We start from the raw sequence: 20792 nt of genomic DNA on the forward strand, positions 1-20792 counted from the left end.
CATCCAAGTAGCACGAAGGTGGCGAAACGGCCTTTTCATCGGTGGAAACACTTAGGCCGCGATCCGGACCATCCAGCTTTGAACTTCGGGGCGTAATGAAAACGACATCGACAACACATCCGGTTCGTGCGGGCCGCACGCTCGCCCGACGCACGAGGATCGCGCTGATCTGCATCGTGGCCGTGGCGGTATCGAGTTGCCGCGGGGAGTCGGCAGCCGCCCAGGATGCGGAGCCGTCGGACGATACGGTCAAGATAGACGGCGCCTCGTGGACGCCATGCGCAGCCGAATACGAGCGATGCTCCTTCGATGGCGCCAGAAAAGTGCTCTATGGCACGCCCGAAAAACACTCGGTCAAGACATTCACCGGCGGCACGGGCTGCGACAACGGCGTTTTCGACGACCCCGCTCCGGGCGCGACAAAGCATTGCTGGGTGGAAGCAAGCTCGAAACCGAGCGGCGCCGCACGCTTTATTGCCGATGCACCGCCGCCGTCCACCCCGCTCGCGATGCAATGCACAGCCGCCGCCCCGGTCGAAATCTCCGGTTCGAGTCCGACGGCGGACAGCGTCGAAGCCGATACCCCCGGCAGCAACGGCACGCGCATGTTCCCGAGGCGCCAGCCGTTCGATGTGACGCTGACCACGCGAACGAAATCGACCGGCACGCTCGTCTGGCAGGTCCAGGACGCATGGAACACGGTCAAGGCGAGCGGTCGCATTGCCGTCGCGCCGGGCGTGCACGGGTCGTCCATCCGATGCATTTCGCAGGCAGCAGGGTATTTCGCCGTCTCGGCACGGCTCGAATCTCCCAATGCGTCGCCGGTTACGCTTCCGTCCAAAGGCACACGGCCGGCAGGCATCGCTACGTTCGGCGTGCTGCCCGACCTCTCGGGCGTGTTGCCGCCGGCCAAGTACAAGCACGCCGACCTGCATCGCTTTGGCGGTCAGGGAGCGGCATATCTGCGACCGGGGCAGTCGTGTTGTTCCGGCGACGGCTACCGGCCGCTCTATACGGACCTCGGTCTCACGTGGGTGAACGACAACCGCAACTGGTACATGACGGAGCCGAAGGCGCCGAACACCTTCAACGCCGCCGCCGACAACCTCCAGCCTTTCTTTAAACCAGGCGACCTGCTGCGCCTGATCCAGCTCGATGGCATTCCGGGCTGGGCGAACCAGACATGCAAGGACACACATAGCTACGCGCCCTCCTCGCTCACCGACTACAGCGCATACATGAAACGCGTGGGCGAAGAGTCGAACCGTGTGCGCTCGACCGTATTTCCGACGCAATCGAGCAATTACTACCAAGTGAGCTGGGAGCCTGATTATGAAGGTGGTCTTCCGTGGCGCGATTCCGACGCCAATCTCGTCGCGATGTACAAAGCCACGTACGAAGCCATCCACGCGACCGATCCGCATGCGGTGGTAATGGGGCTGACGTTGTCATCGCTGGGAAAAAACACCGAGTGGCTGAACCGTCTCGCACCGCTTGGGATTGCCAAATATATCGATGGCGTGAGTGCGCACGGTTATTACGATGTCGGCACATCGCCATCGCATCCGCCCGAGCGCATGGCGGGCAACAGCGATCCGCAAAAGGCGGCGCAAAGCTTGCCGGCCATGATGCGCACGCTGCGCCACACCATGACGCAGATGCTCAAACCCGGCGCGAAGCTTTTCATAACCGAGTCCGGAATCAGCTATGACATCGGCACGAAGTACGGAAGCACGACGCCGTCCGCGAACGTGTTGTATGCGCAGGGCGCGCTCGTCGCACGCCTGCATCTGATCCTGCTCGGCGAAGGCGCCGACATGAGCTACATTTTCTACGCGACCGATCCGCCCGAAGTGGGTTACGGCATATTCTTCGACCTCGTGAATGCCGAAGGCGGTTTCGGCCAGACGCAGATCAGCCCGAAACCCGCCGCCATGGGCGTTGCGGCAATGACGCGTGCGATAGACGGCACGACCACTTTAGGCCACGTCAAGGACACCCCGCCCGGCGTGTATGCCTATGCGTTCCAGCGGCTGGACGGCGGCAAGGTCGTGACCGCGCTATGGACCCATGACAACGCCGCGTGGCCCGGCGCCTCAGGCTTCAGCGCCACGCGGGGCGTGCGTTATTCGCTTGCCGTCGATGCCCCCGGCACATCCGGAACGCTCACCGTGCTCGACATGATGGGCAATCCATCGACGCTGCCTTACGCAAACGGCCGAATGGCGTTGACCCTCACCGAAGCGCCCGTATACGTCATTTCGCAGAACGCCGAGGTGATGAAGAAGAACGTCGACGCGCCAGAGGGGTATGCCGCGAGGTAGCTTCATGTTCCATTGCGCTTCAGACTGTTTCGATGAAGCTGCCGGGCCTTTACGAAAGTTCCGACAGTTTCATCGTCAGGCGTCCCTTAAATTCGATCTCTCCAAGATCATTTGAGGTAACGGCGCATGCCGCTGTAATCGCCATGAACCAACACGATACATCGCGCGCTTCGTCGCTCGGCAGCAACCTTCTTCTCGCCGTATTGATCGGCTGCGCCACCGTGATGACCGCATGTCCGGTCGACACACCCGACCCCGCCGACACAACGCACGCTGAAAACACTACGCTCGTACCGAATGAGCTGCGCTGACTTCCCTTTGGCTTACGAACACGATCTTTCGTCGGTTTCTGCCAGTCCATCGCCAATACGGCGGCTCTGGACGCGCGCTAAACTGAATTGCCTGCATTAAGTGCCGGAACAGTCATCGATGCACAGGAAAACTTTGCGTCCTGGCGCCACATGATTGTGTTTCCAGTAAGCGGTATCTGCACACGCCTGTCCAAGAACAACGACCATGACTGAGGTATTTCGAGCGTGACAGACCTTTCTTCGTTTTCCGCAGTTTCCGATACTCACGGCACCGCCCACCCGGCGAAATCCCCGGCTACTGCCAGCGCTTCTCATCTGAATGAAGCGGATTTTCTCGATGTCGTTCGGCTGACACCGCTTGTGTCCATCGACCTGATCGTGACCGACGGCAATCGTCGCGTGCTGCTCGGGCAGCGGCGCAACCGTCCGGCGCAAGGCATGTGGTTCGTACCGGGCGGACGCGTGATGAAGGGCGAAACGCTCGATACCGCGTTCACTCGCGTGGTACGCGACGAGCTGGGTATAGCCAGCGTCCAGCGTTCAGCCTCGCGTTTGTTCGGCGTATTCGAGCACCACTACGACGACAACTTCGCCGGCGTTGCGGACATCAAGACGCATTATGTGGTTCTCGCTTACTCCATCACGCTCGGCGGCGCCGTGCCTATAGGCCGCTTCGTTCAGCACAGCGGTTACGCGTGGCTGCTGCCCACTGAAGTACTCAGTCGTGACGACGTGCATCCGAACGCCAAGGCTTATTTTCGGTAACACGCAGCGACGCAGTCCACTTGATTGGCGAGCGGCTTCATGAGCCGCTTTTTTTGGCCCATGCACGTACGAAAAAAAGCCCGCACGAGGCGGGCTAAAGACCATAGCGCGCACCGGGGGGCTAGCGCTACTTGAAACACGGCACATGCTGCAATTGATTACGTGTCCCCGACACGGCCGGACCTGCCTGCAGCTGACAAACTCCGGCGACGTCGTTATCAGGCATCGACTGCGAGTTCGGGCGTTTCATTCAAAGGCGGTTCGTCTTTCGGTTCGTCTTTCGGTTCGGCTTTTGGTTCGGGTTCGGCTTCGGGCGCAGGGCGACGGCTTGCAAGGAACGCCTTCAGATAGGCGTCAAACTGCTGCGCCACTTCCGGATGCCGTAATGCGAACTCGACAGTCGCTTTCAAATAGCCGAGCTTGCTGCCGCAATCGAAACGCTTGCCTTTGTACCGATACGCCAGCACCTGTTCGTCAGCGAGCAACGCCTGGATTGCATCGGTCAACTGGATTTCACCGCCCGCGCCCGGCTTCTGCGTGCGCAGATGCTGGAAGATGCGCGGCATCAAGACATACCGCCCCACCACGCCGAGGTTCGACGGCGCGAGCGCCGGTTCGGGCTTCTCGACCACACGCGCGATCTTGAACAGATGATCGTCCCACTGGCGCCCGTCGATCACGCCATACGATCCTGATTCGCTCGGATCGATCTCCTCGACACCGAGCACCGACGAGTGATATCGATTGAACACTTCGACCATCTGCGCCATGACGGGTGGTTCGCCGTCGAGCAGATCGTCGGCGAGCATCACGGCAAATGGTTCGTTACCGATCAGCTTTTCAGCGCACAGCACGGCGTGGCCAAGGCCCAGCGGTTCGGCCTGACGCACGTACACGCAGTCCACATGCGACGGCTTGATGTTGCGCACGAGGTCGAGCAACTCACGTTTGCCGCGTGCCTCGAGTTCGCTTTCGATTTCATATGACTTGTCGAAGTGATCTTCTATGGCGCGCTTGCCGCGGCCCGTGACGAAGATCATTTCCGTAATGCCTGCGGCGACCGCTTCTTCCACCGCGTGCTGGATCAGCGGTTTATCGACGATCGGCAGCATCTCTTTCGGACTTGCCTTCGTTGCAGGAAGAAAACGCGTTCCCAGTCCTGCGACGGGAAACACCGCCTTGCGTACTTTCAGCATATCCGCCCCTTGTTTGTCCGGCGCTCGCGAGCGGGCCAGGATTTCTAGTGAATGTGACTCGTTTGACTTATGTGGCTTATGTGGCTTGGCGAACGCACCACGCTCGTGCGCTATGCGCGTCGCAATTTCGATCACTGGCGATCACTAAGGGCCAGCTTATTACTCGAATATCGAAACCATCTGCCAACATCTCGTGCTTTTCAGACGACTGATATGACGCATCATCATCGCCGCGTATAGTGCGACGCATACGAGACCAAATACCCGCCGCTCTGACCGACAACGGAGAAAGTTGATGGGACACGCCAATGGCATGAGCCGGTTGCAGATTGTGCGCCCGACCAGTGCAGATATCGCACTCGCGCACGAGCTGCACGATCAATCATCGCCCGATGCAACTGAACACGATCTGTCCGCCCCCAGGCAGGATCCGGCACACGAAACCGCCAACGACGCAATGCAAGACGTTATGCACGAAGCCAGACTCGAAGGCACGCCGGCACCCAAGCGAATCGGCATTCTTATCTTCGAAGATTTTTCGCTTGTCGAAGTCAGTTCGATTTCCGAAGTGTTTTCGCTCGCCAACGAGATTCACGAACTGTCGGATGCAGCCGCGATCAAGGGTGGCGAGACGCCGGACTATGCGCTGCTGTTTTTATCGAGCGATGGCGGCAGCGTCGCCAGCAGTTGCTCCATGCGCATCTGGACCGAAAGTCTCGACACACGCTGGATGAGCGATTGCGATGCGCTGTTCATTGCCGGCGGAGAGGGCGCACAGCGCGCGAAACTCGACACGCAGTTGCTGCGCCGCTTGAGTCGAGTTGCGCCGAAGATTTCCTTCGTGAAGGCAATCGGCGAAGGCTCGCAGATTCTCGCCGCGGCGAACCTGTCGCTGCAGAATCGCGCGCCCGACTTCGAGGACCCCGCAGCGGCGTCCGCGTTGACGAGCTCGTTGTTCATTGCGGAACAGACGCTCACGCTCGATGACCCCAAGGGTCCGATCGCAGCCGCGTTGTCGATCATCAAGCGCGATTACGGTCCGGCGCTGGCGCGGGAAGTATCGGAGCGATCGATCCCCGGCGCGTGGCCGAAGCTGTCCGCCGTGCTCGAAGACACCGACGTGGGCGGCGTGCGGCAAAAAATCGACGCAGCCGCGCGCTGGATGCGTGAGAACTATATCCGCCCTATTTCCATCGCCGATGCCGCGCGTGTCGCCGCCATGAGCGAGCGCAACTTCCTGCGCCGGTTCAAGGCGCAGATCGGGCTGACGCCATCGGAATATTTATTGCGCGCCCGGCTCGATGCAAGCTGCATGTTGCTCGCGGCGACCGACCTGCCCGTCGACAAGATTGCACGCCGATGCGGCGCGGGAAGCGGCGACGGACTGGCGAAGATCTTTCGCAAACGCCTGTCTATATCGCCGACGGAATACCGGCTTGCCGGACGCAGGAAAGCAGCAGAAGATTAAATAGATACGATGTAAAAGCACAGCGCGACAAGCCGTGCGCGACGTTTTCGGTCGCAGCACGGCGCGCGTTTTTCGGGGGAAGCATGACAAGTACCACCTTGATGGCCATGTTCACCAACCTGGGTGACGTGGCGGTGACCATTCCGGTCGCGGCGGGATGCGCGATCTGGCTGCGGGCAACGGACAAACGCGAGGCGCTGGTCTGGATTGCATCGCTTGGCGCCGCGCTGGCGCTGGTCGGGATCAACAAGATTCTTTATGCGGGCTGCGGTATCGAAGTCCGATCGCTCGATTTTCGCGTGATCAGCGGCCATACCATGCTGACATCGGCGGTATGGGGCGTGACGTTCGGATTGCTGGCCGGAAGCTGGCGCGCGGGCTGGTATGGGCTTGGCGCGGCGGCCGGGTTGGCGCTCGGCGCGCTGATCGGATTTTGCCGGGTCGTGCAGGATGCCCACACGCCCATTGAAGTCGTCGCCGGATGGTTCCTCGGCAGCGGCGTTGCGCTGTTTTTCCTGCGGCGCTTTTTCGGTCAGCCGCGCAAGATGACCGGGTCGATATTCGCGGGGCTCGGGCTGCTGGTCGTATCGACGATTGCTTACGGGCATCACGCCCCGATCCAGCAAATCCTGGTCGCTTACTCGCCATGGTTATGCCGGTGGTTCGATTTCTGATTCTGCCCGGACTTTGCTCGCACCGGTCCATTCGATGATGCGAGCCGCGTCCTATTCAAGCACAGTCAGTTCCGCCTGTTCGATCTGCTGGGGCACGGGCGCCGGCATCAGCTCCGCCATGCATTCACGCAGATAAGCCTCGAAACCCTCCCGCACCTCCGGGTGTTGCAACGCGAGCTGCACAGTCGCCTTCAGATATCCGAGCTTGCTGCCGCAATCAAAGCGCGTGCCGTAATAACGGTAAGCCAGCACCTGTTCGGCTGAAAGCAATGACGCGATGGCATCGGTCAGTTGAATCTCGCCGCCGCTTCCTGGCGGCGTCTCGCGCAGATGCGAGAAGATCCCGGGCATGAATACGTAGCGTCCGACCACGCCGAGATTCGATGGCGCCAGCGCCGGCTGCGGCTTCTCCACGATGCCCGACAACTTGATGATGTCCTCCTCCCACTCGCGCCCTTCTATCACGCCGTAGGACGCGCTATCGATGCGGTTGATGCGGTTGATGCGCTCCACGCCGATCACCGAGCTATGGTAATGATTGAAGACATCGACGAGCTGCTTCATCACCGGCTCCTTGCTGTGGAGCAGATCATCCGCGAGGATGACGGCGAACGGGTTGTCGCCAATCAGCTTCTCGGCGCACAACACCGCATGTCCCAGGCCGAGCGCGTTCGGCTGGCGGACATAAAAACAATCCACGTTCGCAGGCTTGATCTTGCGGACGACGTCGAGGAGCGCCTGCTTGCCGCGCGCTTCGAGCTCCGCCTCGATCTCGTACGATTTATCGAAGTGATCCTCGATCGCACGTTTGCTACGGCCCGTCACGAAGATCATTTCCGTTATGCCGGCGGCAATCGCCTCTTCGACGGCGTATTGGATCAGCGGTTTATCGACGACGGGCAGCATCTCCTTCGGGCTCGCCTTGGTAGCGGGCAGGAAACGCGTCCCAAGTCCGGCGACAGGAAATACGGCTTTGGTGACTTTCAGCATCGCGCGCTTCCCAAATGATTATTTTTTCCAGGCACGAACGGTCGTTCGTGCGGTTTCGTACATACGCATTGCCGATGACCGTGGTCATCCATGAGTAATCCGCTTTGATTCAACAACCGGGCGACAGCACGATCGGTCCAATCCCGCGCTATTCGATGTCGTCAGCCTGCGGAAAACGGATGCCTGATGCGTTCATCTTCGACATCGGATCGTTGCGCAGCGCGTCTCTGTACGCCGAGACCGCGGCGAGGACCAATAAAACAGCAATACCAGCGAGTGCGTGCATGTCCATGGCGTTACCCTGTTTTCGAATGGTTTGAAATGAAGTTATCAGAAAAAAAACGGCAAATAATTGCCGCCGTTTCCAGCCGAATTAATTCGTTACCTTTCGAACAGACCCCGACGAGTTTTTTCCCGATCATGCGCAGTACGAGGTGTTTCCAGGCGGTTGCCGCGCATATTTTTCCATTATTTGCGGGACTAACATGACACTCACGACACTTACTGAGTGAGCGCGCCCGAAAGGCGCCGTAGGCCCGGCATTGACCGGTCCCGCTTATATGAACGAAACATCGCGGACATGAGGTTTTCAATGAGCGACTCCTCCCTGCTCGATCCGGCGGCTTCTTCCCTGCAGTTATCGCCGGAGCGGGTAGCCACGGTCAGCGTGGAAGACAAGGACATCGCCATCAATGCGTGGCGCGGTTTCGCCGCGCTCCTGGTCGCGTATTTTCATTGCCGCCAGATCACGTGGATCGGCATCCAGCAGTTTCACAAGACGGCTGCAGGCTTCGATCTCAACACGCTTTTCAGCTATCTCACCTTTCCGATTGCCTGGGGATCGGCCGGTGTGCCGATCTTCTTTGTGATCAGCGGGTACTGCATTCATCGTGGAACGGCGCGCAAGCTGCTCGCGAACCCGTCCGCACCCTTCGATACCGGCAACTTCCTCATGCGCCGGTTCGCGCGGATTTACCCGGTGCTGCTCGCGGCGCTCGTGCTGACGTATGTGCTCGATTCGTGGAGCCGCGGCTTTTCGCCGGTTAGCCCGAAGATCGGGACGCTTGACCTGCATTTGTTTATCGTCAATCTGCTTTCGCTGCAGGGTGTAGCAGGCGGGACATTCGGGTCGAACGGCGCGCTGTGGACGCTGTCGCTCGAGGTGCAGTTCTATCTTGTGTATCCGCTCTTGATTGCGCTACGCCGGCGGATCGGCATGAAGGCGGTGCTTGCGAGTGTGGGCGTGGTCAACGTGGTGTCCGCGCTCGTGTTCGAGCGTCACGAGATCATCTTGTTTGCGTCGTACTGGTTCTCGTGGACGCTCGGCGCGTGGATCGCCGAAGCGAAGGCCGCGCCGGATGCGGTCAAGTTGACGAAGGGATCGTGGAAACTGCTGGGCGCGGCACTCGTGGTTGCGTTGGCTGGATGTGCCGCGTTCCAGGTTGCGCAGTATCTGGCGTTCCAGCTTTGGGCAGTGGCGTTCGCGCTGTATCTGTATCAGGTACTCGATAAACCCATGCGAAATTCGTTGCCCGTACGGGGATTTTCATGGCTCGGCGAGTTCAGCTTCTCGCTGTATATCGTGCATATTCCGATTCTGATTTTCCTTGGATCGCTGCTGTTCCGCTCGACACCGCAGACCGCGATCTGGCCGTCGTTCGTGTTCATGATCGTGCCGGTGGCGGTGGGGTTCGTGTTTTATATGCTTGTGGAACGGCCCGCCATGCATTGGTCGGCTAGTTTCAAGCGGAAAGCTTGAGGGGTTTCGGATCGCATCTTTGAGTAACAAACGAAGAGCCCCGCATAAGCGGGGCTCTTCGTTTCAGCGACCGGCCTCCGAACTCATCCCCGCTTCGACCTTCCCCTCCCGGCAACATCCGACAGGATCTTCTGCACGCTTTCTACATACCGCTCCGTGCCGAAGCGGTTGATCGCGTTTGCATAACCCTGCTCGACCAGGCGGCCGCGCAAGTCTGCATCGGCGGATAGCTCGCCAAGTACACCCGCGAGCTCACTCACATCTCCCGGCGTGCACAGGATGCCGTTCTCGCGATTCGTCACGATATCCACCACACCGCCGGCACGCGCGGCCACGACTGGCCGCTTCGCCAGCATGCCTTCGATGATCACGCGACCGAACGGCTCCGGACTGATCGACGTATGCGCGATGACATCGACTGCTTTCATGCACGCCGCAATGTCATGCTGGAACCCCAGAAAATGCACGCGATCCCCAATCCCGTGCTCAAGCACATAAGCCCGCAATTCCGCCTCGTAAGCATCCTCGCCAAAGAGGGCGGCGCCTACCAGCACGGCGTGCATGTCGGGCGCCTCCAGCAGCGCCTCCAGCAACACGTGCTGCCCTTTCCAGCGCGCGAGCCGGCTGAACGATCCAACCAGAAACGCGTCCTGCGGCAAGCCAAAACGCGAGCGCAATTCATGTTGCGCGACCGCCTCGAGTTCCGTGAACGGTTCGGCTGAAATACCGTTGAACACCACATCCAGACGCTCTTCTTTCATCCGCGTCAACGCGGTAAGCGCGACCGCCGACGCAGTCGAATTGGCGATCACACGTTCCAGCATCAGCTTCGTGCACCACTTGATGATGGTGAGCTGCGTCTTGCCGAAATGCTCTGGGCTGACGATATCGCGAAGATGCCACACGACCGGCCGCCGTGAGATCAGGCCCGCGATTGCGCCGACGACCATCGCGCGCTGTGTGTTCACATAGATTACGTCGGAGTTGCGGGATTTTTCCAGCGTGCCGCGCACGAGTCCCATCACGCCGCCGATCATGCCGGCACTCGGCCGTTTCATGCCGCTGTCCTTGCTCACGCCGCCGAGCGCGGCGCCATCGAGCACGTCGACCTTGATGCCGACCGCTTCCAATGCAATGCGAAACGGACCGTCATCGAAGAGAACTGTCTCGTTGTTGCCGCGCATGTTCTTCATGACCTCGAGCAGCGATAATTCCGCGCCGCCGAGCACGCCGCTTTGATCGACTGCGAGTACGCGCATGCCATCGGCGGCTTCGTTGTCTTCGTCCTGCTTCGGCGTTGTCGTCTTGACCTTGCGCACGAGGGGAACCGGCGGCAACGCCGGCGGTGGCAGCGTGAACTGCGGCGCGACGCTTTGCACGTAGGCGCGCAGGTTATCGCGGAAATGCCTCACCGAAAAACGCTCGGCATTCGCGCGGCAATCCGCAGGTTCGATCTTCACCGCGCCGAGCTCGAAGCCTTCGACGGCATCGATGATCGATTCGGTCGTTTGTTCATCGAAGAAGAGGCCCGTCGGGCATGCGTTCGAACTGTCGAGCACGGTTTCCAGCGCACCGCCCTTCCCGTAAGCAATCACGGGCGTTCCGCACGCCTGCGCCTCGACCACCGAGATGCCGAAGTCTTCTTCGGCCGCAAACACGAACGCCTTCGCGCGACGCATCTTGTCCTGCAAGACCGCGAACGGCTGATATCCCATGATCTCGATGTTCGCGGTCGCCTTCGCTCGGATCTTGCGCATGTCGGGACCATCGCCGATCACCACCAGCTTGCGCTCGGGCATCTTTGCAAACGCCTCGACGATCAAGTCGATCTTCTTGTACGGCACCATGCGCGACGCGGTCAGATAAAAGTCCTCTTTCACCTCGCAAAGCTGAAATGCATCGACATCTACCGGCGGAAAGATCACATGCGAATCGCGGTGATACACCTTGTTGATCCGCCGCGAAATGAACTCCGAATTCGCGATGAAATGATCCACCGAGTTCGACGTCCGGATATCCCAGTTGCGCATGTAGTGCAGCACAAGACGCGCGAGTCCCGACTTGATGCCGACCGTGAGGTTGGATTGCTGCAGATACTGATGCTGCAAGTCCCACGCATAGCGGATGGGCGAATGCACGTAGCTCACGTGGATCTGGTCCGGACCGGTGAGGATGCCCTTCGCGACCGCATGGCTGCTCGAGATCACGAGGTCGTAACCGGAGACATCGAGTTGCTCGATGGCAAGCGGCATCAACGGCAAGTACGATCGATACCGCTTCTTCGCCTGCGGCAACTTCTGGATGAACGACGTGGTCACCTTCTTGCCGCGCATCCACGCGCGCTCCTCCATGAAGTCGACCACGCTGAACAGATCGGCTTCCGGAAAGCAGATAAGGATCTGTTCCAGCACCTTCTCGGCGCCCGCAAATGCGACAAGCCAGTCGTGCACGATCGCTACGCGCGGTATCCGCTTTGCAACCCGTGCGCGATGCTTTGGCGGCGCATCCATCACGGACGGCGGATTCACATCAGTGCGGTCAGCGTGATCCTGAACCGGGTCGATGAGCACTTCATCGAGATCATGTCTCATGCGCCACTCCTCACCTCAAACCGTGGATTTCACGCGTCGTTTCAGACGCGTACTCAACTCGCGAACAAAGCTGCGCGCCATGGAGCGCAGCGCGGGTCGCGTCAACAGGGAACAGCTGGCATTGAGGCCTGCAATAACGAACGCCGCGGCAATCGACTGCAACGGGTATTCAATTGGATCGATGAGGTAAGCGACACCGAGTCCCGCGACAAGAAACGCGAGGTGCAGGAGCATGTCGGCGGCGATTGGCCGGGCGTTCACGCGTGAGATCCACAGCAGCAGACCGTAGTCGACGAGCGAACGCGCGACGACCACGCTCGCCGCGCCGATGGGACCGAAGTGCGCAATACCGAACCACAGCGCCGTCACGAAGAACGGCAGTTGCACGAGGCCGATGCGCGCGGCTGTAGCGGGATTGATCTGCGACTGGATCATGATGCGCGTGACGCTTGCCTGCCCGACAAGCCACACGCCGATGATCAGGATCCGGCCAACGGGTGCGCTCGCGATGGCGATTTCCTGCCCGACCCACAGATGCAGAAACGGTGCGAGCACGAGCATCACGAACAACGCGATCGGCGTGAACACACCGTTCAGGAACTCGAGCGACTGGCGGACCATTGCATCGGCGTGATCGCGCTTGATTGCCGACAGCCGCGGAAACAACGTCCGCACCAGCGAATTCGGCAACATGTTCAAACGCGTGACGAGGTTCTGCGGCACCGTGTAGTAAGTTACGAACCGCGCGCCGAGATTTGCGCCGAGAAGGATGCGATCGAGCGAATCGGTGATCATGCTGGAGATGGTTGCTACCAGCATCCATCCGCCGAACTTGAACAAACCGCCGGCCACGCCAAGTTGTGGCCATTCGATGCGTTTGATGTCGAGCACCTTGATGCTCGCGCGCGCAAGCAGCACGACCGCAATAACACGGGCGACCACGGCGGCGGCAAGCACCGTCTGCAAGTTCGGCGCGATCTTCCATGCAGCGGCGAGCGGCAACAACTGGAAGAGGAACGTGCCGATTGTCTGGTTCGTGTTGTAGATACCGAAGCGTTCGACGCCGTTGATGGCGCCCGCGCATACCCATGAAACGTTTGCGATGGGGATGGCGAGCGCGAGCCACGGAAGCGCGTGATAGACCTCGCGCTGCATGTCCGGGGATGTGTGTGCCACGTAGGCCGTGTAGGCGAAGGCGCCGAAGTAGATCAGCGCCCCGCCGATGATTCCCGTGCCCAGGTTGAGCCAGATGGCACTCCAGAAAACGCGCGAGCGGGCTTCGGGGTCGTTTGCTGCGTGCGCCTTCGAAATTTGATGCTGCGCGGCCATGCCCATGCCGAGATCGAGAATGCCGAAGTAGCCAATAAGCGTCCAGACGAGGCTGATGACGCCATAGCGTTCGACACCTACGAGATGGATGTAGGCAGGTACGGTGATCAGGGAGACGAAGGTGGGCAGCACCAGTCCCGAGAAGTTGATCGCCATGTTTTTGATTAACGATTTTTCCATCGGGGGCGGGTCGTTGGCACTTGGGGTTTAGGGGGTTTTCGGGTGTTGTGGGGCGGGGTTAATGCCGGGTTGTTGCTCTTAATTTTTTCTCGGGTTCCTCGTTAGTTATCCTCTTTATCGCCGTTAGCCACTGTGCGTGGCGGCACTTCATTTCTTTTTCCAACGGCGAAAAAGAAACGAAGCAAAGAAAACGCCTCTCAACCGCTAATTCTTAAGTGTCCCGAGCGTGCACGTTCAACTGTTTGGTACTTCAGAAGCACGCTCGACGCCGGACTTCAGAACACTTGAAACCCTCCCCCTCCGTCAATGGCAACCCACACGCTTCGCCACCAGTGTGGGAATCCACTAATCAGGCTTCCGCGCTTACGCGCGCCGGCGCCCAAACCGAAGGGTCGGCTATGCTGGTTCCGTTGTGTTCCGCGCTTGCCCGCCCCCGGCAACAAGGGCTTGGGCAAGTACAAGATGCTGTCGGCTCGTTATGGGCTAGATCGTTGTTATGCGTTGCGCGGGTTTCCGTATTGACTGCCACAATTACTGGTGGCGAAGCGTGTGGGTATCTGTGTTCGGAGGGGGAGGGTTTCAACTGTTCGTGGTTATAGCGGTAACGGTTCTTCTGACGTACCAAACAGTTGTCACTGCACGCTCGGGACACTTAAGAATTAGCGGTTGAGAGGCGTTTTCTTTGCTTCGTTTCTTTTTCGCCGTTGGAAAAAGAAATGAAGTGCCGCCACGCACAGTGGCTAATAGTGCTAAAGAGAACGACTAACAATGAACGCGCACAGACTCAGAAAGCAGCAACCCGGCACACCCCCCACCCCACACTTCCACCCCCCAGAGACCCTTACGGTCTCCACCTGTACATCATCACCTTCCCCCGCGCATCCTCTTCTACAAAAATCAAATACTCACCATTAGCCTGCCGGCTAGCACTAATTCCATTCGGCACATCAACCCACCCAGACGCCCCCCCCACTTCCGGCCCCGGCTTGATCACCCCAACTTCACGCCCGGTATCCTTCTCATACACATGAACCATCCCGACCGGCTCTATCGAAAAGAGATACTTGCCCTCCACCGTCAGCCCGATCGTGGTCGCAAGCGGCTTGCTCTTCGTATCCCACGGCAACGCAATCGAATAACGCTGCTTTGGCGTGTCCGAAGACCAACGGTCATAGCGCACCAGGCGTCGACCCACTTCCTTCCAGTACCCACGATCAAACGGCTCGTCGGCGGTGTATCCCGTCAGGTACATCGTGTCGGTATCAGCCTCGTATATGGCGCGCTTCACTACGTTGAACGGCGCAGGCATCGGATAGTTTTGCGCGTTGTTGTACGTGTAAAGCGGATTGCCTACCTTGTCCACGCCGCCATACCTGAAGCGATTGATGCCGCGCGAATCGCTCGTGTGCCAGATGTCACCCTTCGTATCGACCCACCATCCCCATCCACCCGGATTGGGCAGCATCGCGCTGTTCGACTCGAACTCGTTCGGCTCGAAGCGGCCGTTGCCGTTGTCATCGCGCCAGATCCAGTCGCCGCCAGCCGGATGATTCGGGATGTTCGCGGCGCCACGTTCGCGACCTGCGAAGTACCCCGAAGGAATGGCCAGTTCACCATCACGCTTTGCATCGAACCGATAAATCTTCAGGTGATCCGAATACATGTCGGTCAGATACAGGAACGTCCGGCCGTTGAGCTTGCGGGCGATCGGCTGGCCCGGCCAGTCATCGACGCTGAAACTCGGGTCCTCGGGATACTTGAAACGCCCCGATAGAAACCCCGCGTACTTCCATTCCTGTCCCACCGGTTTCGATAAATCCAGTTCAAAACGCTTGTTGCCGGTGTACACGCTGTTCGGCCGCGACGGATCCATCCACGCGCCGTCCACGAACAACAAGCCCTGCACTTCCCATAACTGCTTGCCATCTGGCGCGTAGCTTTCGAGCGTGGCGCCCAGCCCCGCGCCCGTCGACCCCTGGCGCACGCCAATGCCGTTCGTCGATACATAGATGTTGCCCGCCGCGTCGGCGCCCACACCCGTCAGTCCATTGAAACGCTGCGGACCAGGCTTGCCCGCGACGCCCGAAAAAATTCCGCCGCGCTCACCCAACGTGCTCGTCTCGCGATACTTGTTCGCCTCGCCATCGCGCGTAAAAATCAACACCTGTTGACGTGGGCCGTTGTCTGCGACCAGCAAACGCCCTTGCGTATCGACAGCGACATCTACTGCATCCGTGCCGGCCGCGGACGCCGGCGCATCGTCGATCACCGCACCCGCCGGCGTGTAATGCGCGAGCCGCGCCTTTGCGCCTTGCGTGTTGGTCAGCGCCCAAAGCGTGCCGTCCTTCGCGAGCGCGAGACGCCCCGGTTGCGGCGCGCTCCAGTTGCTCTTTTGCTGCATCGTTTCGGCGTCGTACACTTCGATGCGATTCGCCGATGTGTTCGCGACATACAACAACGCATCGGTCGCCGCCAACCCGCCCACGTCCTGCCTGAACTCGGCCTTCGGTGCGCCCCGCTTCTCGTCCGGCGCCTCGTTGACCATCAGGAACGCGGCCGCAAGCTGGGCGTGCCCGTCGGCTTTATCGGCGGCGAGGCTCGACTGGAATGTGGCCGGCCGCTTCATATCGGCAAGTTCACGGCGCGACACGCCGAACCACTGCTTGCCCTTCGGCGGCCATACACCCGGCTTCGACAGACCGCCGCGTTCATTGCCTACGGCGACCGCCACAAACACATAGCGCTTGTTGATCGCTATTGCGTTACCGCCGTAATGACCCCAGCCGTGTGTGCCATCGGCTCTGCCGAGCACCTTGCCGTTCTTGTAGACACTGACCTCGGCGCCGCTCTCGTCCCACGGCGAGTTGGTGAACACGCGGCCGTCCGGGGCCACGGCGATCGCGGTGATGTTGATCTGCGTCCATGCGCCATCGCCGAAACCGAACGTGTTGCCAATCCAGGATGTGCGCGCCTGCAGCACCGTCGCCGGCGCCACGTACGCCGGATATGCCGGAGCCGCTGCCGCCACGCCAAGCGCACCCACCACTACGAACCGCGAAACCACAACTGAAAAACGATGCAAAGTGCGAAGCAAGAGGTTTTCTCCATCTGAGAGCGGCCGGCTCTGCTCGATCGGCCAATGGAGCAGTAGAGGCGTCACGGCCGTTACTCGGGTTAATCAAGCCTACCGTTCAAATATTGCAAAAAAATCTGAAATAAATGGAAGGTGAAATGAGCACGGGTGGATCGGAATTTCGGTCCGACTTATTTTGTTCAAAAAAATTGTTTCGAAAAGTAATAGCGCGCTTGGCTCAGGGCGCTTACAAAACGCCGTTGGATGCCATGACAAGCAAGGGGCCACCAAATATTTCCATAATTGTTTCGCCATAGAATTAATGACGAGTTTGGGCGATTTATCTGTGCGGCCCGCATCGGAACGGTGGAGATCACGCGCGGGAGCTTCACATTCCAAAACCGCTCAACCGATTTCAACGAGTTTTCCAGCCGTTTCCCGGCGCGAGCCCCACTGCCGCTGCAGCGAATGATCCGGTTTGTTCTGTCCCCTTGCGTAATGACCCGCATGTTAAAATTCTCGGCTGAATCGATGCGAAAAATGGCCCCGGCACCTCGTTGGCGCGCAGCACGAAGCTTGCTTACTAATAACTTGCTCAAGGGTCGCCATGTCGGAATGGCGCAAACAGAAGGCGCTGCAATCCACCCGCGACATGATCGCCGCACATACCAAGCGCAATGAACGACACAAAACATCCTGATGGCGGCAAGAAGCGTCGCCGCGCTCTCATCACGGGTCTTTCGGGATTCACCGGACGCCACATGGCTGAGCGTCTGCTGGACGAAGGCTACGACGTGTGGGGCACGACCTCGCCGGCATCGGAGGCCGATGTACCGGGGACGACCGGCGTGCCGGTCGATCTCCTGGATCTCGACGCCGTGCGCGCTTGCGTGTCCGACGCGAACCCGGACGTCGTCGTGCATCTGGCCGGTCTTGCGCACGTTACCGGCAATCCGCCGACACAAAGTTATCTCGTCAACATCATGGGATCGCGCAATCTGCTCGATGCCCTCGCGCTCCTCGATAAAAAGCCCCGTGCGGTGCTGATGGCAAGCACATCGAATGTGTATGGCAACGCGAACGTGGAAGTCATCGACGAGAACGTGCCGCTCAACCCCGGCAACGACTACGCAGTCAGCAAGCTCGCCATGGAGAACATGGCGCGTTTATGGCTCGACCGCCTGCCTATTTTCTTTACGCGGCCGTTCAACTACACGGGAGTCGGCCAGGGCGAAGATTTCCTCTTGCCCAAGATCGTCAATCACCACGCGCGCCACGAAAAGAAAATGTCGCTGGGGAACCTGGCGGTAAGCCGTGATTTTTCCGATGTCCGCGATGTCGTCGAGGTCTACACGCAATTGATCGAAAAAGCGCCCGTGGGCGAAGCGTTCAACACGTGTTCCGGTATCGGCCATTCGCTTGGCGAAATCCTCGGTATGATGCGCCGTATCGCGGGGTACGAGATCGAGGTGTTCGTCGACCCTCGCTTCATGCGCCGCAACGAGATTGCGAAGCTCGTTGGTTCGAACGTCAAGTTGCGTCGTGCGATTGGCCGCGTGCCGGTTACGCCGATCTACGACACACTCGAGTGGATGTATAACCACGCGCGTGCAAAATTTGAAAGCGCGGCGACCGTCAAGACGTAACGTGCCCGTTCCTGACCTGCCCGTTAGGCAGCGAGTGGTCTGCAAGCCGCGTCTGGCCGGCAAGCGGATCGTCCGCAGGCACTTGCAGCGATGATTGGCGCCTGTACACCTCTGCTATCCATTCAATAAACACTTTCACGCGACGCGGCTGATGCCGGTTGGCCGCGTAAAGAATGGACACGATCCGCGGGTACGATGGATACGCCTGCAGCACCTCGCGCAGCTCGCCGCTTTCCACATACGATGTCAGCGTGTAGCCCGACGCCTGGATCAGTCCGAGTCCTTTCAAGCCACATTCCACGTACGATTCGGCGTCGTTCACGGCGAGCATCGCCTTGAGTGGAACGGTGCGCGTTTCCCCGTCCACGACGAATTCCCATGGCCTGACGCGTCCCGTCTTGCTTACCAGATAGTCCACACAATAATGATTCTCGAGATCCTCGAGCGTCTTCGGTTCGCCGTATTTTTCGATATACGACGGCGCCGCGACCGTGATTTGCGAATATCGTCCGATGGTCTTCGCGACCAGGCCGATATCGCCGACAGCGCCTACGCGGATCACGCAATCGACACCGGCTTCGATGATGTCGACTTGTTTATCGGTGAGGCTCATTTCAACGCGGATATCCGGGTAGGCCGCGAAGAATTCCGGCAGTGCGCCGATGATCGTGCTTTTCGCCATGAGGGCGGGCAGGCTCACGCGCACGGTGCCTTTGGGGCTGAGTTTCGAGCGTGAGAGCACGGACTCCATGTCATCGACTTCGCCGAGGACGCGCACGCAGCGCTCGTAATAGATTTCGCCGTCTTCGGTGATGCTGATGCTGCGCGTGGTGCGGTTGAGCAGGCGCGCGCCGAGGTGAGCTTCGAGGGCTTGCACGGTGCGTGAGACGCTGGCGGCGGGAAGGCGCAAGGCATCGGCGGCCTTCGAGAAGCTGCCGCTCTCGACGACACGGACGAAGACTTTCATCGCTAGGAAACGGTCCATGGATGGGGGTTCCAGGCTAGAGGTTATACGGGGAGGCGCTGGGCGCGCGGGCCCTGAAAGATGAATATTACGATGGAAATGGGAATGGGGCGTTGGATGGGCGTTGGATGGGCGGGGCGGGGGTGGGATTGGGGTGGGTCAGGGCTGGCGGTCGGGGGTGATGCCGGGTTGCTACTCTTTAGGCTAACGCGCGTTCGTTTTTATCTGATTTTTTTAGCACTATTAGCCACTGTGCGTGGCGGCACTTCATTTCTTTTTCCAACGGCGAAAAAGAAACGAAGCAAAGAAAACGCCTCTCAACCGCCAATTCTTAAGTGTCCCGAGCGTGCACTGACAACTGTTTGGTACTTCAGAAGAACGGTTACCACTATAAGTGTTCAGGCGAAACGGATTTCAAATTCTGAGCCGTAGGCGGCGAGCAGTTTGCCGATCTCAGCATCGATGGTTTCCTTGGTCCAGGTAACGAAACGTCGCCAGTGATACTTTGCATGCTTCCAAACGATTTCGATCAGGTTCAGCTCGGGACTGTAGGGCGGCAGATGGAAGAGCACCATGCGATGCTCGAGAAACCACCGGTCGATCGTTTCCTGCTCGATGTTGTGATGAATCGAGGCGTTGTCGAGGACGACCACCGTCATCAGACCGGGCGAGCCGTCCTTCGCGATCTGGTCAAGAAACTCAACGACGGCGGGGCGTTTGATGGTCGCCTTGCTGACTTCATGCTTCAGAAGGTTGGCGCCGAAATCAAATGCGCCGAGGACCGAGCGTCTGCAATGCGGCCGAGGAACAACACGGTGTGGCTCGCCGATGGGCGACCAGCCGCGTTGCACCGGCGGTGAAGCGCAGAACCCTGATTGGTCAAAGTAGACCAGGCGGCACGCCCCATCACGAGCGGCCTGCTGCAACTTTGAGAGCGTGCCTGCTTTCACGGCGAACTCCAGTTCGTCGCGCTTTTTTTGAGCGAGTAGCGGCCACGTTTGTAGGAAAACCCCGCGCGCTTGAGCGCCACCGACAGCGTTTCCAGGCGGCATGGCAAAGGCTGGCCATGCACCTCCTCAATGCGCAGCGCGATCTGCTTGAGCGTCATCGATTCGGTGCGGGCCGCTTCGATGGCAGTGGCGATCAAGGCATCAGACAACGCGCGAGGCCGCCCGCCTTTATGCCCGGTCAGCAAACCACACAGGCCCCTGTCGTTCCAGGAATGCACCCAGTTGTACACCGACTTGTCGCTCACATCGAGCTCGACGGCGATCTCATGAACCCGTCGGCCGCTGCCAAGCTCCAGCAGACCCAGCCCTCGGGTTCGAAAGTCTTGATGAGGATGCTTGCGCGAGAGTTGTTGCAAGGTCTTCGTCTCCGCTTCGGTCAGTTCAACAGCACATTTCATCGGCAGGCAGGTAATCAGGATGGGATTGCCTGTCAGACTCGCCATTCTGAAATTCGTTTACTCCGCACACTTAACCACGAACAGTTGAGACCCTCCCCCTCCGTCAACAGATAC

General features: G+C 59.5%; 16 protein-coding genes. 7 read left to right on the forward strand and 9 right to left on the reverse strand.

Features of this window, described 5'->3' with window-relative positions:
• Window positions 1-95 precede the first annotated feature (95 nt).
• From AX768_RS11690 to AX768_RS11695, 3 genes are all read left to right on the forward strand, one after another.
• Entirely contained in the window at window positions 96-2324 is a 2229-nt protein-coding gene (locus tag AX768_RS11690) for a hypothetical protein (protein ID WP_082778813.1), read from the forward strand.
• A gap of 143 nt (window positions 2325-2467) precedes the next feature.
• Complete coding sequence (locus tag AX768_RS32745) at window positions 2468-2635, forward strand: hypothetical protein (protein WP_155524231.1); 168 nt, start codon at window positions 2468-2470, stop codon at window positions 2633-2635.
• Window positions 2636-2950: 315 nt separating this feature from the next.
• Window positions 2951-3400 (forward strand): GDP-mannose mannosyl hydrolase, encoded by a 450-nt coding sequence (locus tag AX768_RS11695; RefSeq protein WP_062000954.1) that lies wholly within the window; start codon window positions 2951-2953, stop codon window positions 3398-3400.
• Window positions 3401-3618: 218 nt separating this feature from the next.
• Here AX768_RS11695 and galU (AX768_RS11700) read toward each other — a convergent pair whose 3' ends face one another.
• Entirely contained in the window at window positions 3619-4596 is a 978-nt protein-coding gene (gene galU, locus AX768_RS11700; protein ID WP_082778884.1) for a UTP--glucose-1-phosphate uridylyltransferase GalU, read from the reverse strand.
• A 457-nt stretch (window positions 4597-5053) separates the two neighbouring features.
• Here galU (AX768_RS11700) and AX768_RS11705 point away from each other — a divergent pair, with 457 nt between their 5' ends.
• Window positions 5054-6064, forward strand: coding sequence for a GlxA family transcriptional regulator (locus tag AX768_RS11705; protein ID WP_062000955.1), 1011 nt, complete (start codon window positions 5054-5056; stop codon window positions 6062-6064).
• Between the two features lie 83 nt (window positions 6065-6147).
• A complete protein-coding gene (locus tag AX768_RS11710) occupies window positions 6148-6738 on the forward strand; it encodes a phosphatase PAP2 family protein (protein WP_172811945.1) in 591 nt (196 codons plus the stop codon).
• Between the two features lie 51 nt (window positions 6739-6789).
• On the opposite strand, the gene galU (AX768_RS11715) is transcribed toward AX768_RS11710, so the two are convergent.
• Together galU (AX768_RS11715) and AX768_RS33245 are read right to left on the reverse strand one after the other, a co-directional pair.
• Window positions 6790-7728, reverse strand: coding sequence for a UTP--glucose-1-phosphate uridylyltransferase GalU (gene galU, locus AX768_RS11715; protein WP_062000097.1), 939 nt, complete (start codon window positions 7726-7728; stop codon window positions 6790-6792).
• 148 nt (window positions 7729-7876) lie between these two features.
• Window positions 7877-8020 carry a hypothetical protein gene (locus AX768_RS33245; protein WP_172811946.1) on the reverse strand — a complete coding sequence of 48 codons (144 nt, stop codon included), beginning with the start codon at window positions 8018-8020 and terminating at the stop codon, window positions 7877-7879.
• Between the two features lie 300 nt (window positions 8021-8320).
• On the opposite strand from AX768_RS33245, the gene AX768_RS11720 reads away from it, so the two are divergent.
• Entirely contained in the window at window positions 8321-9487 is a 1167-nt protein-coding gene (locus AX768_RS11720) for an acyltransferase family protein (protein WP_082778814.1), read from the forward strand.
• Window positions 9488-9570: 83 nt separating this feature from the next.
• Here AX768_RS11720 and AX768_RS11725 read toward each other — a convergent pair whose 3' ends face one another.
• From AX768_RS11725 to AX768_RS11735, 3 genes are all read right to left on the reverse strand, one after another.
• On the reverse strand, window positions 9571-12078 hold the full coding sequence (locus AX768_RS11725; protein ID WP_062000098.1) for a glycosyltransferase family 4 protein: 2508 nt from the start codon (window positions 12076-12078) through the stop codon (window positions 9571-9573).
• A gap of 15 nt (window positions 12079-12093) precedes the next feature.
• Complete coding sequence (locus AX768_RS11730; protein ID WP_062000099.1) at window positions 12094-13587, reverse strand: oligosaccharide flippase family protein; 1494 nt, start codon at window positions 13585-13587, stop codon at window positions 12094-12096.
• 841 nt (window positions 13588-14428) lie between these two features.
• On the reverse strand, window positions 14429-16669 hold the full coding sequence (locus tag AX768_RS11735; protein ID WP_062000958.1) for a hypothetical protein: 2241 nt from the start codon (window positions 16667-16669) through the stop codon (window positions 14429-14431).
• 668 nt (window positions 16670-17337) lie between these two features.
• Here AX768_RS11735 and AX768_RS11740 point away from each other — a divergent pair.
• A complete protein-coding gene (locus AX768_RS11740; RefSeq protein WP_062000100.1) occupies window positions 17338-18306 on the forward strand; it encodes a GDP-mannose 4,6-dehydratase in 969 nt (322 codons plus the stop codon).
• On the opposite strand, the gene AX768_RS11745 is transcribed toward AX768_RS11740, so the two are convergent.
• The 3 genes from AX768_RS11745 to AX768_RS11755 all read right to left on the reverse strand — a co-directional run bounded on the left by AX768_RS11745 (window position 18296) and on the right by AX768_RS11755 (window position 20723).
• Window positions 18296-19291 carry a LysR family transcriptional regulator gene (locus AX768_RS11745; RefSeq protein WP_082778815.1) on the reverse strand — a complete coding sequence of 332 codons (996 nt, stop codon included), beginning with the start codon at window positions 19289-19291 and terminating at the stop codon, window positions 18296-18298. The two genes, AX768_RS11740 and AX768_RS11745, sit on opposite strands and share 11 nt — an antisense overlap.
• Window positions 19292-19668: 377 nt before the next feature.
• Entirely contained in the window at window positions 19669-20220 is a 552-nt protein-coding gene (locus AX768_RS11750; RefSeq protein ID WP_197672636.1) for an IS630 family transposase, read from the reverse strand.
• Window positions 20217-20723, reverse strand: coding sequence for a helix-turn-helix domain-containing protein (locus AX768_RS11755; RefSeq protein ID WP_231941265.1), 507 nt, complete (start codon window positions 20721-20723; stop codon window positions 20217-20219). Before AX768_RS11755 ends, AX768_RS11750 begins: the two co-directional genes overlap by 4 nt.
• Between the last annotated feature and the right edge of the window lie 69 nt (window positions 20724-20792).

It is taken from the genome of Burkholderia sp. PAMC 28687, assembly GCF_001577465.1.
GTDB lineage: Bacteria > Pseudomonadota > Gammaproteobacteria > Burkholderiales > Burkholderiaceae > Caballeronia.